This is a genomic window from Dyella tabacisoli, assembly GCF_003350925.1.
Taxonomy (GTDB): domain Bacteria; phylum Pseudomonadota; class Gammaproteobacteria; order Xanthomonadales; family Rhodanobacteraceae; genus Dyella_C; species Dyella_C tabacisoli.
The window spans coordinates 120,742-134,849 of the sequence record NZ_KZ857184.1 but is presented as its reverse complement, the minus strand read 5'-3'; the positions used below and the strand labels follow the sequence as shown (position 1 = coordinate 134,849).

The following is a 14,108-nucleotide window of genomic DNA, read 5'->3' as shown; positions in this document are numbered from 1 at the left end:
CCCATATGACGAGATCCATAACGAGATCAGCATGACCGTATTGGTATTCGGCGGCAGTAGCCAGATTGGCCGCTTTCTATTGCCGCTTCTGCTGGCGCGAGGTGACAACGTGCTCGCGCTCAGTCGCCATCAGCGTGCAGCACAAGCCGGCGTGCAATGGTTGGTCGGCGAACTTCCCGACGCCATGCCGGCCATTGGGCCGGTATCGGCCATCATCAGCTTTGGCCCTTTGTCTGGCTTCGCCCGCTGGCTGGAAAGCGCCGACTTGAGTCTGCGGCCACGGGTGATCGCCACCAGCTCGATGAGCGCGGAAACCAAGCGCGACTCCGATGTGCCTGCCGAGCGCGCGATCTCGCAGCTACTGCATGCGGGCGAAAACGCATTGATCGATGTCTGCACACGGCATGGCTGCTCGTGGACGGTGCTGCGGCCCACCCTGATCTACGGGGCCGGGCTGGATAAAAGCCTGACGCCCATTGCCCAGCGCGCCATGCGGATGCGCTTGTTCCCCTTGCCGGCCGGCCGTGGTCTGCGTCAGCCGGTGCATGCACAAGATATTGCGCAAGCGGTGATCGCCGCGCTCGATCAGCCAGAAGCGGCCGGGCGCGTGCTGTCGATCGGTGGCGGCGAACGTTTGCCCGCCTCTGACATGTTTGCGCGTGTGCGCGCCAGCCTGCCGGTAACGACGGTGCCACTGCCATTGCCGGCCTGGCTGCTGCGTCTGGGGCGGCACGCCGTACCGCGCTTGCGTGGCCCATTAACCCGCCTCGAAGCCGACCTGATCGCCGACAACAGCGAACTGCAGCGCTTGCTTGGCGTGACGCCACGGGCGTTCAGGCCGGATGCGGGGTGTTGGGTGAGGCGGGGAACGGGGAATGGGGAACGGGAAACGTGATGTTCGAGGGGCTGTTGTAGCTCCGCGTTCTTTGCCCATTAACTCGCCTCGAAGCCGACTTGATCGCCGACAATAGCGAATTGCAGCGCTTGCCTGGCGTGATGCCACGGGCGTTCAGGCCCGGATGTAGGGGGTTGGGTGAAGCAGGGAACGGGGAATGGGGAATGGGGAATGGGGAACGTGATGTTCGAGGGGCTGTCCTAGCTCCGCGTTCTTTTTGATCTTGCTGTGTTCTGCTTCTGCCCTTCGGCACTTGCTCTTCTGTTCTTGCTCTTTAAGCTTTTCCCCGTTCCCCGTTCCCCGTTCCCCGTTCCCCGTTCCCCGTTCCCCGTTCCCCGTTCCCCGTTCCCCGTTCCCCGTTCCCCGTTTTTCCCCATCTGCGCCCCAAAAAAGCCATCCGCATTCAGATGCCCGCCGGGCGGCTGGTCCTATCATCGGCAAACTTTCGTTCAGGATTTCCCCCACCTTGGCTGATTCGACCCGACTTCGTTCCATCGCAGGTGCGTGCTGGCGTGTAGTGCGCATTCCGTTCTGGGTCTGCATGGGTCTGTTCTTTGGATTCGTGTTGCCATACACCGTGGTGCTGAACAAACGGGTGCAGGCCCGTTTCAACGATTTGGTTTTCGCTGTGCCTACGCGCGTCTACGCGCGGCCCCTGCCACTGGCGGCCAATACACCTATGACGCCCGCCGCATTGGAGCTGGAGCTGACGTTCTCCGGTTATAGCAATGATGGCCATGGTCAGGTCGCCGGTAGCTGGGCCAAAGATGGCAGCAGCTTCATCATCGCCTCGCGCGGCTATGCCGGCCCCGATGGCGGCGAAGTGCCCAAGCGCATCCGCGTGGCCCTGGGCAAGGGGCAGGTGGTCTCGGTGAAAGATGTCGCCAGCGGCAAGCCGCTGGATCTGGCACATCTGGACCCGGCCCGTATCGCCACCTTGTATGGCGCCCAGCAAGAGGAGCGCCGCATCGTGCGTCTCGCCGATGCGCCGCCTTTATTGCTGGCCGGCCTGCAGGCGGTCGAAGATCGCGACTTCAAGCATCACTTTGGTATCGACCTCACGGCGATTCTGCGCGCCAGCTTCGCCAATCTGCGCGCCGGGCATACCGTGCAGGGCGGCTCCACGCTGACGCAGCAGTTGGTGCGCAATTTGTTTCTCGATCGCGGCCAAAACTTCACCCGCAAGTTCAACGAAGCGCTGATGTCGATCTTGATCGAGGCGCACTACGACAAAGGCCGCATTCTTGAGGCTTACGTCAATCAGGTGTTCCTCGGCCAGCAAGGCAGCCAGGCCGTGCATGGTTTTGCCGCCGCCTCGGAATTCTTTTTCGGCCGCCGCATGGAAGATCTGCAGCCACAGGAAATCGCCCTGCTGGTCGGCCTGGTCAAGGGGCCGAGCTATTACGACCCGCGCCGTTATCCCGACCGCGCGCTGTCGCGCCGCAACCTGGTATTGCAGCAATTTGTCACCACCGGCTTGCTCACCGAAGAGCAGGGCAAGCAAGCGCAGGCCACACCGCTGGGTATCGCCGGCAATGGTCAGTTGCCGCATAACCGTTTCCCTGCCTTTATGCAGTTGGTGCGCACGCAGATCACCAATGACTTCGACGACGACACCCTCAGTCAAGGCAATCTGAGCATTTTCACCACGCTTGATCCGGCCGCGCAGCTCTACGCCGAGCAAGCCATTACCACCACCTTGAAAGGCCTCGGCAAACGCGGCGATGCCGCGCAAGCCGCCGCCGTAGTGACCGACGCGAAAAGCGGCGGCGTGCTGGCGGTGGTCGGCGGTAAAGATCCGGGCGATCAAGGCTTCAACCGCGCCATCGATGCGCGTCGGCCGATCGGCTCGCTGGTCAAGCCCTTTGTCTATCTAGTGGCGCTGTCGCAGCCCGATCACTGGAATCTCGGCAGCCCGGTCGATGATTCGCCGGTGGATATGCGCCAACCCGATGGTTCGATCTGGTCGCCCAAAAACGACGATGGCGAAATTCACGGCCAGGTGCCGATGGTCGATGCGCTGGTGCGCTCATGGAATCTTGCCACCATCCATTTGGGCATGAGTGTCGGGGTGCCGCGTGTCAAGGCATTCCTGGAATCCTTCGGCTTGAGCGACGTCAACCCCAGCCCGTCCTTACTGATCGGTGCCTTGGATCTCTCGCCGCTGCAAACAGCGCAGCTCTATCAGTACCTGGCCTCCGACGGCCATGCGTTGCCGCTGATCGCTGTGCGCGGCGTGGTCGATGAAAAGGGCGCGACCATCAAGCGCTACGAAGTCAAAACCGGCAAGGGCGAATACCAGGAGGCCGTGCGGCTGGTGACCTGGGCGATGCAGCAGGTAGCACGCTCGGGTACGGCCAGCGCGATTGGTAGTTCCAACCTGGCCTCCTTGAATGCGGCCGGTAAGACCGGTACCAGCAACGACATGCGCGATAGCTGGTTTGGCGGCTTTACCGGCGATCATCTGGCCATCTTCTGGATGGGTCGCGACGACAACAAGCCCAGCGGCTTGTACGGCGCCACCGGCAGCCTGCGCGCATGGCGCGAGCTATTCGCCAAATTGCCGACCAGCCCGCTCTCCGCGGCGCCAAGCAGTGGTTTGGAAATGGCACCGATCAATCCAGAGGGCAAGCGCAGCGACCCCGATTGCCAAGGTGTGCGACAGGTGCCGGTGATTACCGGTACCCTTTCGCAGGATCCAGCAGGCTGCTTCTGGCAGCATGTAGAAAATGTATTTGGCGGTGGCCCGGATGCGCCGCTGGACGCACCCGCACCCGCCACGACCGCCCCGATTCGGAATTAAAGATGTCGTCATTGAAATTGCCACGCCCCTCCACGCCGCACTTGATGTTGTCGGCAACGTTGTTAGCCACCTGCTTGCTTGCCGCCTGCACTCAGCCGAGCGCGCCCTCGCCATCCGTGCGCCCGGTGCGTCACGACAGCGACATCATTGCCGCCATTCGCATGGCCGGCGATAAAGAAAAATCGGCGATCAGCGTCAACCCGTTGCGTGATCCGGGCGTGGCCGCCCTGCAAGACGTGGCCGTTACCGATGAGCGCAACGGCCGTTACGACGATGCCATCGCCAAGCTCGACCAGGCGCTGAAAATCAGCCCGGACTCCCCCGATCTGTTGCAAGACCGCGCGGAGTTGGCGATACGCGCCAAAGACTATGCCGCCGCCGAAAAACTGGCTCGCCGTTCCTGGGAGCTTGGTCCGCGCCTGGGGCCGTTATGCGCGCGCAACTGGCAAACCATCGTAGAGATGCGTCAGCAGGCCAACGACGATGCCGGTGCTGCATCCGCACGCAAATGGGTGCAGCAGTGCCACGTCGAGGGTGTGCCTCGTTATTGATGGTGGACGGAGTCCGTGCTTGTAAGAGAAGGCGGAGGCTTGTGGCAAACCCCCAATAACATTTGCTTTTATCCCCATAGCGGCAAAGAAAAAGCCGGCACTAAAAAGTGCCGGCTTTTTTTGTTTCAGGCTCTTAGGCGTCAGCGCTCTGTAAGCAAGGCAAGCAACCCGGCGCGGCGTTTTTCACTTAGCTCGCGCATGGCGGCAATGACCGCGCGTTCTTGCGCCGAGAGGGTTTCGTAGACTGCCTTTTCTTCACCAACACGTTGATTTTTTAGACCTTTGTACGGGGCGCTCACCTCGCCACGCCCCAGCACCAGCCAATCCAGAGTGGTGCCGAAGGTATCGACGATCTCGATCAGTCGGGGTATCTCCGGCATCACCTTCCCTAAGAACCACAAGCGTGGTGTTTCACGAGCCACCGCAAAGATATTCGCCACAGCCGTGACGCGCCCACGGTCAGCAGGCACCGCGGCGCTGTCACATAAGTGATTGAGGCGGTTGGGAAACTCAGGATCGGGCTTGTGCTTCTTGGGTTTCTTGGGCTTGGTCTTGGGTTTAGTCATGGGCCAGGGCAAGGCTGCGCTAATCACGAAAGGCCGAGCCATTCTTGCAAGCGCCCCCAGCGTTATTGACAAATCAGATTTGCTATGCAAATTTGATTTGGCGTTTTTTCTTGCGACATCTCTGGTGGGCGCGTGCTGCTTGGGCGACATACGCGGGTATCACCAGGGAGGACGTAAGAGGTCAAACGCAATACCTAGGGAGGCCATGGAATGGCGAATGACCGTCCATGGCACAAGCAAATCATCGGATGGCATGCAGTTCGAAGGAGTGAGCATGATCACGAAATGTGTACGGGCATCGGCAAACGACAAACGTCATTTGCGTTCGCGTTGGGTATGTGCGGTGAGTCTGGCCATCGCCGGGGCAATTCCGGGGCAGGCGGGGGCCATGGCGCTTGAGCTGGCGCAAGACGAGCAGGCTGGCATTGGCAAGGTAGTGAAAAAGCTCGAGGCGGTGACGGTGACCGGCTTCGTTATGGCTGGCGAGGTATGGCAACAACCATCGCACTCCGCAACCGATATGCGAGTAAGTACGCCTAGCTTTGAGGAGGTCGGCGTATGAGCCTCCATAACTTGTGTATGTCGCGTCCCTTGCGTCGCACGGCTTTAGCCGTCGGTTTAGGGTTGTGCGTGATCGATACGGATGCGCTCGCCCAGTCGGCGGCAGGTGCGATCTTCGGCCAGACCGGCGTTTCATCTAGCAACAGCACCATTGTCATCGAAAATATGGAAACCGGTTTGACGCGCACCGTGCCGGTGGATAGCGCCGGCCGCTATCGCATCTCGGCTTTGCCCACCGGCAAATACAAAGTGATGTTGCGAAGCGATGGTGCAACGGTGAGTACGCGCGATAACGTCGTGGTATCCATTTCCGGTGGCACCGAGGTTTCGTTCGCTGCAGAACACGTGACCAAGAATCTCGAAGGCGTTTCAGTCGTTGCGTCTGTGCTGCCGCCAATTGACGTATCGTCAGTGGATACGCGCACCGTTTTCAGCGCCGAGCAGTTGTCGAAATTGCCGATAGGTCGCGATATAGCTGCCGCCGCCTTGTTGGCTCCAAGTGTAGTTACCAATTCCGCCTACGATGTTCCGAGCTTTGGTGGCTCGGCTTCCTCCGAAAACGCCTACTACATCAATGGCTATGCGGTAACCAATCCGCTGACTGCGATAGGTCACTCCACGCTACCGTTCGATGCCATCGACGAAATGCAGGTTTTGACCGGTGGCTATGGCGCCGAGTTCGGGCGCTCCACCGGTGGCGTCATCAACATTACAACCAAGCGCGGCACCAATGAATGGAAAGGTGGTGTCGCAGCCTATTGGTCGCCTGCCGTGCTGCGCGCCAGTCCGCGTAATACGCCTTATCCGCAAACGGGCTTTTATCCAGACACGGATGGAACCCTGCGCAGCTATCGCAACAAAAACCAGTATTGGACGACCTCATATGGTGCTTACATTGGCGGGCCGCTTATCAAGGATCGTTTGTTCGTCTACCTGTCCGGTGAAATCGACAAAAGGGAAGGCGCGAATGTGCGTGTTAGCTCAGCCGACCCGCGCGCAGCGAACGGCTTTAATCAGTACAGCTACAAAATGCCTCGCTGGGTCGCGAAGGTCGATTGGAACATCAATGACAGCAACATCGTTGAGCTGACGGCAGTCTCGGATAAAAAGCAATACGAGAGTGCGCTGACCGGGTTCGATTACAGCAACTACAGCCATAATGGAATTCAAACCGGTGGAATCTATACCAAGGACGGCGGCGAACTTTACATCGGAAAATACACGGGTTACCTCGCGGACAACCTGACGTTTACTGCTTTATATGGCGAGCAGACCGACAATCACATCGAGTCGCCCTGGAAATACGACCCGAACTGCCCGCGTATTGTCGGTAATACGACAGCCATCAACCAAATGCCAGGCATCACGTACAACGCTACATGCCAGTTCGCCAGAACGGTTATTCCTGACGGGAGCAAGGATAAGACGGAGGGCTGGCGCCTGGATCTTGAGTATCGCCTTGGCGACCACTCGCTGCGTATCGGTGCCGACAATCAAGAGGCGCGGTCCATCACGGGAGGGGAATATGCGGGCGGTTATGTCTGGGTGTTTCAGCAGACAGCCAATAAAAACTCCGCAGTGAATGCCGGCCTAGGCGTCGGTTCACCCGCTTCGGCCGGAGGTTCGGGTGCCGGCGTTTCAGGCTCCAATAAGGGCTATTTCGTCCGTCGTCAGTACTACTCCCAATTTGCCGATGTGAAAGTCGAGCAATCGTCGCAGTACATCGAGGATCGTTGGCAGGTCACTAACAACTTGCTGTTGTCGCTGGGACTGCGCAACGAGCAGTTCACCAATTACAACAGTGATAGTCTGTCGTTTATCTCCCAACGTCACCAGTTGGCGCCGCGCATCGGTGCATCGTGGGATGTTTTTGGCGACGCAACGCTAAAGGTGTTTGGCAATGCCGGTCGCTACCATCTGGCTCCGCCGAATAACGTTGCCGTGCGCGGTGCTTCCGCATCGTTGTATACCGTGGAGTACTTCACTTACACCGGTACCGACCCGCGCACTGGTGCGCCGATCGGGCTCAAGTCCATTCCAGTGGATGCCAGCAAGGGCTATACGTGTGCGGGCGGTAATGCCGTTTCCTCTAATCTTGAATGTGGTCAGTCACTCGATCCGCGTACCGTTGCTGCAAAGAATATGAAGTCGCATTTCCAAGATGAGTACATTTTAGGCATGCAGCATCAGCTTACGCCGGCATTCAACTGGGGCGCGAAGGCGACTTTCCGTACTCTGCGCAGCGCCATTGACGATACCTGTACACCGACATTGGGTGGCGCCTGCTATTTGTTCAATCCTGGGGTGGCAAATACCTTCGAGCAAGAGCAGATTGACGGCAGCTTCAAGACGGTGACTTACAGCGCTGCTGAACTGAATCTGCCCAAGCTCAAGCGTAAGTACTACGCCATTGATCTGTTTGCCGAGCATCCGTTCGATGGGAAGTGGTACGGCAAGCTGGAGTACACCTTCTCACGCAATTACGGCAATACCGAAGGTCAGTTGGCTTCTGATCTGGATACGGGCTCCGGTGGTCAGAGCGATGTCTCGCGGACACAGGATTGGGACCTGCCGCAACTGATGGTGGGTGCCAATGGTTTATTGCCGAATCATCGCAAGCATCAGATCAAGGCGTTTGGCTATTACCAGATCACTCCGGAATGGCGCATTGGTGCAACCGCGGTGGTGGCATCAGGTCGTTCGGTTAGCTGCAACAGCTACTATCCGACCGCCGATAGAGGTTTGTATGGAGGCTCTTACTATTACTACTGTGGCCTCGCAGGTTCCGGCACCTCACCAGGTTCGCCGAATTATGTGCCGCCCTCGGCCGACTACAGGTTCTCTCCGCGAGGTACAGCAGGCAGTACGCCGTGGACCTATACGTTCAATGTGAACGTGGCGTACATGCCGCGTTGGGCTGACAACAAGCTGACCTTCAAGGTCGACGCACTTAACGTATTCAATCGTCAAATCGCCCAGGGTTATATTCAGGGCTACGCGTCCGATCGTGAGACACCAAGTCAGACCTATCGACAAGAATTGAACTACACCACACCACGTCAGGTACGTCTGTCTGCCCGATACGACTTCACACTTTAAAAGCTTCACGCTTTAAGTAGAGGCTGCTAGCAAAGGACTCTCCCTCTCTTGGTTGTAAGGGAGGGGGCTGTCCAACAAGACGACCCGTATACCGAGCTCCGGTTACGGGCTTTTCCGACTTCTGTCGCTATTTGGTAGCAAACGCCTCAGCTACATCTGACAAAAAATTTCTACATATTAGGCAGTTAACACGGCCGATGAGCAACGATGCTCTGGGCCACCGCTGGCTCGCGGTGCTGACCAAGCCCACGAGCGCGCATTGTCACAAAAAGGGGATAGAGAGTACGTTCTTATCCGCGCTTGAATGTCCGCTTTCGACCCGAAGCGGACATTGCGTAGACGCCCAGTATTCTGCTAACCGGTGCGACTGCGACTCCACATCTCAATCGTTCGGTCCAGGACTAACCTATGGAAACTCTCGAAACACTGCGCAATTTGTTCGATGAGGTTTTAGCAGTCAACTCGGAGCCAGAAGCTCTGCCGGGCCTGTCGCGCCAGACAATTGAACAGGTGTTTACCGATCTCAAGCTGACGCCGCCAGGGATTCTTGTTTGCCTGTACGAGTGGCACAACGGCATTGAGTATCTCGACGCATTCATGTCGTTCCTGCCGCTTGAACGAGCCGTATCCATCTATCGCGGCTATCAGGCACTGACTGACCGCCTTGGCTTCTGGGGCTGGAAATCGAGTCAATTTCCCATACTCGACGAGAATGGCGACATTCAATTGTGTATCGACTGTTCGTCGGGGGAACTCGTGTCGGTCTGCCTTGAAAACGACGACAGCACTAGGCAAGTGGCCGCACACTACGAGCCATACGTTGAGGCAATGGCGCAGCTGTTTCGCCAGAAGGCCTATGCCTATGAAGAAGCTGGGGGCTGCATCAATGCCGACGCCATCGCTTGGCGTGGCATCGCTCAAGCCTATGGCGTCAAGGAGTCATGGTTGGCAACCTAGGCCCGACTATTTGCTTGAGGCCATGGCCCATATATCTTCCAGGCTTCAATCGATGCGTCTCGTGTAAGAGCCTCTTTAACGGCGCTCCGTGCGGGATCTCTCGAATGTCTGCTTTCGACCCATTGCGGACCTATCGGGACGGCAACTAGGAGATCACGTGGTCAAGAGCTACCGTCCGTCTTCGACTTCTCAGTTTGTGACACTTTTAGTCGGCCTTCCCGGGACCGCACTATGCTTCTGGGTTAGCGCAAAAGCCGTTGGGCAAGCGCCCATTCTTGTTGCCTGTGCTTTCGTCGCGCTGGGGGTTGTTCTAGCTATGCATGTATTGTTCGATTTGACGTTGCGCATCGCGATGGACGCTCATTCGATAACCCGATCCTGGTTGTTCGGGAGCAAAGTCGTCCCTGTGAGCGAAATTCATCGTCTCTCTTGGGGTGGAGCTCGCGGCGTACTCATATTGACCATTCACTACGGCGCGAAGCGGTTCATTCAGATTTCAAGTAACTCGCTGGCAAGACAGGAGTTGCGCGCCATACACAACGATGTACTCGTCGCTCTTGGGCTCGAAGGAGTGCCCATGAGGCCACTTTTTGCGGAGTACGTTGGTTACGTCGACATCGACGAAATGATCAAAATGAAGGGCTGATCGTGGTGGCAGCTCATGTCCGCTTTCGACCCGAAGCGGACATTCGAGGGCGGCAATCGACGGCCGCCTTTGCACCGGATTGTTAGCAGGACGTGGGCAGATAAAGTTCTCATAAGTCAGGGTTTTAGGGGCAGCGTTCAGCAGGGGCGCACAGATGTATAACCGGACGTCGACGTCCGTCTATTAGGTAGTTAGACCCTATGAAATCATCTCGGCTAGACAAACTAGAGGCAAAACTTTCTGCAGCCGAGACGTCGCTGTTGGACTCGCTTGTGCAGGTGCTTCCTCGTGTAGCTCAATCCGGTGAGATGCTCTTCTTCAACTCTGACTTCTTGCCGGAAACGATCCGCCCTCATTGGCTGCCGCAAGAGAGCGAAACGCTTCTTTCCCTCGCCAAAAACACTGTTTCGCTACGTGAGGAGTTGGGCTTGTCTGTGGTGGGCACCGTCGGCCAGCTTTACCTTTCTGCATGCAGCGAGTCAGCGAATTGCTCCAATGGCAATCGGCGCGGGCCACGTCAGCTTGCAACTTGGTTGCTTGGCGAGTTGGGGGCTAACATCTCGTTCAAGGCGGATGCCTCCAGCGCCGCTTAACTCAAGCGTTAGGCGTCATTGAATGCATGAGCACGCATACCTTGTTGGCGGAATCGTTCTCAGCGTTGTCGCCCTCGTAGCCGTTTATCTCATCCAGACGCGCCACCGACAAGCTGGGAGCAAGCGTTTCTTGGCTTCTTATTTTTTGCTCTGGTCGCTCATCTTCGACGCCGACAAAACAAGACGCGATGGTCACTTTCTTTCCTCGCGAGAGTGGATCGGCTGGGTGGTGGCTATCCTAATTGTTGTCGGCATTCTCGTTAGCAGTTCAAGCCGCGCGCCATGACACCTAACAATTCGCTCAAGCGGATCACGGACTGGAAGCTGCGCTAAGATCGAAACGTTGCGGCCGCGGCCGCTTAGCTCAAGCGTTAGCCGGCAAGGGGATATCTCGTGTGGTTTGACTACGTTTTCTGGGCCTTCTTCGCATTCGTTTTAGCCCACATGGCTTGGCGTTATTTTCGCAGTGGCAGCTTTACCGGTGCAATGCTTGGCGGAAAGATTAAGCGCGAGATTGGCCAAGCGTCGGCTAGCAGCGGCTCGTTCTCTTCACAAACGCTTAAAGTCTACACAATGGAGTCATCTGACGGTGAGTCGTTTATCGGCATGTCTCTTGTGTCCAAAGCGCCGCTCGCTGCGAGCATGCAGCCGATCAAGCTTTCTAAATCTCAAGCGCAAGACTTGGTTCAGCTCTTACAACAAGCTCTGGCGTGAATATGGTGGCTAACAATTCGTTCAAGGCGGACGGCGACGCCGCCGCTTAACTCCAGCGTTAAAGGTCCGTAACCCATAGCGGACAGTTCAAGAATGTGAGGAACAATCCCCTAAGGAGCAGGGCAACGTGACGTTTTCCAGTAGCTTCCTAACGGCAGTCGATGTGGCGGGTAGCGGACATGTATCGATCTCGTTGATCGCGGCCTAGCCGGAAAGGATCGTTGTGGAAAAGATCGTTGTATTTACCGGAGCCGGCGTTAGCGGAGAAAGCGGCTTGAAGACCTTTCGGGATATGGGTGGCCTATGGCACGAGTACGCCATCGAAGACGTTGCCTCCCCGGAAGGTTGGAATCGAAACGCATCGGCCGTCCTGGCCTTTTACAACGAGCGCCGGACGTCCGTCTTGGCTGCGCAGCCCAATTCGGCGCACGAAGCTATTGCCCGTCTCGAGTTGAAGTTCGAGGTGATCGTGATCACCCAGAACATCGACGATTTGCACGAACGTGCTGGTTCATCGAACGTCATTCATGTCCATGGCGAAATTCTAAAGGCAAGAAGCTCGGTCGATTCTTCGCTGGTCTATGAGTTGAATAAACCCACGATCGAACTTGGGGAGCTGTGCGAAAAAGGAAGTCAACTCAGGCCTGATGTGGTGTGGTTTGGTGAGAATGTCCAGCAGATGGAAGCGTGCCTCGAACACTTTGCAACGGCGTCGCGAGTCATCACGGTGGGCACGTCGCTGACCGTGTATCCCGCAGCGGGCTTGGTAAAGAAGGCGCCGTTCTCCGCGGAGAAATACCTCATTTCCCCGGAAGCACAAAAGGTCCCTTACGGCTTCAGGTTTCTCAGGGGGCAGGCGACCACGGTCGTACCTCATGTGGTGACCTGCTGGCTCGCCGGCCGAAAGCCGGTATAGGGGGCGCCATGTTGCGGCTGGCCCGATTTGTAAGCAAGCTGGGACTGTCTGCTTTCGGCCCGAGGCGGACGTAGTCGTGGGCAAGTGGCGGTCTCAGAGGGGGAGAAATGCAAAGTGGTTACCCAAACACCGTGGTTCTTCGACAGGTCAAAAAGGCGCTTGAGGATCTCTTGGAAGAGAAGGTTTGCCTCACAGAAGGCGTGAGAAATGTGGCGCAGTGGGGATGGTCCAATCATGGACTGGATGAACTGCTATTTCGCCCATTTATTGGCGTTGACTCTGAAACAGATAGGTTTCCAGTTGGCCGGATCCGTGATCTTTGGAATGCTGACCGACTTCAGGAAATTGATTCGGAAAGAATCGCCATCGAAACGCACTATCGGCGCTGGATTGTGGAAAGCACAACGAACTTGTTAGACGCGGTGGTTGCCACTCTTCCGAGGTCAACATTCACCGATCCTGACCCAACGTGAGGTCCGCTTTCGACCTAAAGTAGACAGTTTTCAACGAAAGCGAGAGGCCTTTTGGCTACTAACCCTTATCATTCAGAAGAGACTTACTGGTCCCCGTTATGCCGGCTCAGGTCGGAACTGCATTGCTGGGTTCGCTTGGTTTGGAGGGACGGCTCCTCGATTCAGGAGGGGCACTGGGGACAACTTCTGATAATGCCAGTGCAGGGTTATCTAGAAGGGCCCGGGGGACCGGTTCCGCTCCGACATATCGAATGGGTCGAAATATCGACGAGTACGGTTAAGGGCGGCATGGCAGGAAGGCCATTGCAGATGATCGACGTGAAGGACGAGATTCTAGCGGGCCTTAGCGAAACGCAGGCGATTTGGACTCTACGTGAGAGTTCATGGTCAATCGAAAGGATCTTCAAAGACGAGCCGGTTCGACTGATTCGTATTGCGAACCCTTTCCGGTCGACGGGAAGGCCGTAATTGGGTGGCAAGTGGTCGCTACCTCATTTCGATGAGGAATATCATATGTCCGCTCTCGACCCGTAGCGGACACATCGAAAAGTCCCAGCGGAGCTGCCGTCAAACTGTGAAGGGGGAGTTGTGAATGCCTTATGGAACCATGCTGGATGTGTTCGGATTCATCGTTATTGGTATCAGCATACTTATTTGGTGGGTTGCCATGAAGCTGAATCATGTCGATCCGAGCTACTTCAGAACTCGCGATGGAAGATTGCACTGGTGGGATCCTCAATCGGTCTTCGGCGTAGTGGGCATGATCTTTGACTGGCGACTACCGAATCCTTCGCACGGGTCAACTCTGCGCAGGGACATCATCACGATCCGTGTTCTGTATGCATTTGCCATAGTCGGCGGCGCACTCTTCATGTTCTTGATCTTTACTCAGCCAGCGCTGGTGTTCGCCCGTTAGTGCATGAGTGAAGTGGAGGACAGACTTTTTGACGATGAGATGGCTGCATTTGCAATGTCCGCCTCCGACCCAAAGCGGACAGAGCATTAGCGGCAGGAAGGGGACCATAGGCGCGCCACATAACTTCGCTGCCTTGAGCATGTCGGTAGAATATTTGCCATGCATGCCATCAATCAAAACGACTTACAGCTATCGGTTGCACCGGTGATGGATTGGGTCGATGAGGCGGGAAACCCTTGCAGGACAAGGCTTGTGCAATGCCTTTTCATAGCATGTGTAGTACTTACGTAGCACCGAAGGTTCACCGGTAGAGCTCTTCAGTCCTTGTGGTGGGGCCACGCGGTTCCAAAGGAACGCTTCCGCCCCCAAGCGGACATGCACGTTCATTCATTAGGTAGCCAGACCATCAAGGAGATGC

The 14,108-nt window shown here is 56.9% G+C and carries 14 protein-coding genes; 12 read left to right on the top strand and 2 right to left on the bottom strand.

Annotated features, from left to right (window positions below; genetic code table 11):
- Nucleotides 1-31: 31 nt before the first annotated feature.
- From DVJ77_RS19550 to DVJ77_RS19535, 3 genes are all read left to right on the top strand, one after another.
- Entirely contained in the window at nt 32-895 is an 864-nt protein-coding gene (locus DVJ77_RS19550) for an SDR family oxidoreductase (RefSeq protein WP_114847212.1), read from the top strand.
- 466 nt (nt 896-1,361) lie between these two features.
- Nucleotides 1,362-3,698: a penicillin-binding protein 1B gene (gene mrcB / locus DVJ77_RS19540; RefSeq protein ID WP_114847211.1), complete on the top strand. Its 2,337-nt coding sequence runs from the start codon at nt 1,362-1,364 to the stop codon at nt 3,696-3,698.
- 2 nt (nt 3,699-3,700) lie between these two features.
- Complete coding sequence (locus tag DVJ77_RS19535; protein WP_225428104.1) at nt 3,701-4,249, top strand: tetratricopeptide repeat protein; 549 nt, start codon at nt 3,701-3,703, stop codon at nt 4,247-4,249.
- Between the two features lie 140 nt (nt 4,250-4,389).
- Here the strand turns inward: DVJ77_RS19535 and DVJ77_RS21550 are convergent, their stop codons facing one another.
- Entirely contained in the window at nt 4,390-4,965 is a 576-nt protein-coding gene (locus tag DVJ77_RS21550) for a hypothetical protein (protein ID WP_225428103.1), read from the bottom strand.
- A 124-nt stretch (nt 4,966-5,089) separates the two neighbouring features.
- Between DVJ77_RS21550 and DVJ77_RS19525 the strand changes: the two genes are divergently transcribed.
- From DVJ77_RS19525 to DVJ77_RS19505, 5 genes are all read left to right on the top strand, one after another.
- Nucleotides 5,090-5,377 carry a hypothetical protein gene (locus DVJ77_RS19525; protein ID WP_162791599.1) on the top strand — a complete coding sequence of 96 codons (288 nt, stop codon included), beginning with the start codon at nt 5,090-5,092 and terminating at the stop codon, nt 5,375-5,377.
- Nucleotides 5,374-8,475 carry a TonB-dependent receptor gene (locus DVJ77_RS19520; protein WP_114847209.1) on the top strand — a complete coding sequence of 1,034 codons (3,102 nt, stop codon included), beginning with the start codon at nt 5,374-5,376 and terminating at the stop codon, nt 8,473-8,475. The genes DVJ77_RS19525 and DVJ77_RS19520 overlap by 4 nt, the downstream gene beginning before the upstream one ends.
- Nucleotides 8,476-8,883: 408 nt before the next feature.
- The gene (locus DVJ77_RS19515; protein ID WP_114847208.1) at nt 8,884-9,432 is read left to right on the top strand and encodes an SMI1/KNR4 family protein; all 549 of its coding nucleotides are present in this window, start codon (nt 8,884-8,886) and stop codon (nt 9,430-9,432) included.
- Nucleotides 9,433-9,589: 157 nt separating this feature from the next.
- A complete protein-coding gene (locus tag DVJ77_RS19510) occupies nt 9,590-10,078 on the top strand; it encodes a hypothetical protein (protein WP_114847207.1) in 489 nt (162 codons plus the stop codon).
- Between the two features lie 200 nt (nt 10,079-10,278).
- The gene (locus DVJ77_RS19505; RefSeq protein WP_114847206.1) at nt 10,279-10,671 is read left to right on the top strand and encodes a hypothetical protein; all 393 of its coding nucleotides are present in this window, start codon (nt 10,279-10,281) and stop codon (nt 10,669-10,671) included.
- Between the two features lies 1 nt (nt 10,672).
- On the opposite strand, the gene DVJ77_RS21250 is transcribed toward DVJ77_RS19505, so the two are convergent.
- Nucleotides 10,673-10,867: a hypothetical protein gene (locus DVJ77_RS21250; protein WP_162791598.1), complete on the bottom strand. Its 195-nt coding sequence runs from the start codon at nt 10,865-10,867 to the stop codon at nt 10,673-10,675.
- Nucleotides 10,868-11,064: 197 nt separating this feature from the next.
- Between DVJ77_RS21250 and DVJ77_RS19495 the strand changes: the two genes are divergently transcribed.
- From DVJ77_RS19495 to DVJ77_RS19475, 4 genes are all read left to right on the top strand, one after another.
- Nucleotides 11,065-11,385: a hypothetical protein gene (locus DVJ77_RS19495; protein WP_114847204.1), complete on the top strand. Its 321-nt coding sequence runs from the start codon at nt 11,065-11,067 to the stop codon at nt 11,383-11,385.
- Between the two features lie 223 nt (nt 11,386-11,608).
- On the top strand, nt 11,609-12,301 hold the full coding sequence (locus DVJ77_RS19490; RefSeq protein ID WP_114847203.1) for an SIR2 family NAD-dependent protein deacylase: 693 nt from the start codon (nt 11,609-11,611) through the stop codon (nt 12,299-12,301).
- A 107-nt stretch (nt 12,302-12,408) separates the two neighbouring features.
- Nucleotides 12,409-12,774, top strand: coding sequence for a hypothetical protein (locus DVJ77_RS21245; protein WP_162791597.1), 366 nt, complete (start codon nt 12,409-12,411; stop codon nt 12,772-12,774).
- 592 nt (nt 12,775-13,366) lie between these two features.
- Nucleotides 13,367-13,690, top strand: coding sequence for a hypothetical protein (locus DVJ77_RS19475; protein ID WP_114847200.1), 324 nt, complete (start codon nt 13,367-13,369; stop codon nt 13,688-13,690).
- Nucleotides 13,691-14,108: the final 418 nt, after the last annotated feature.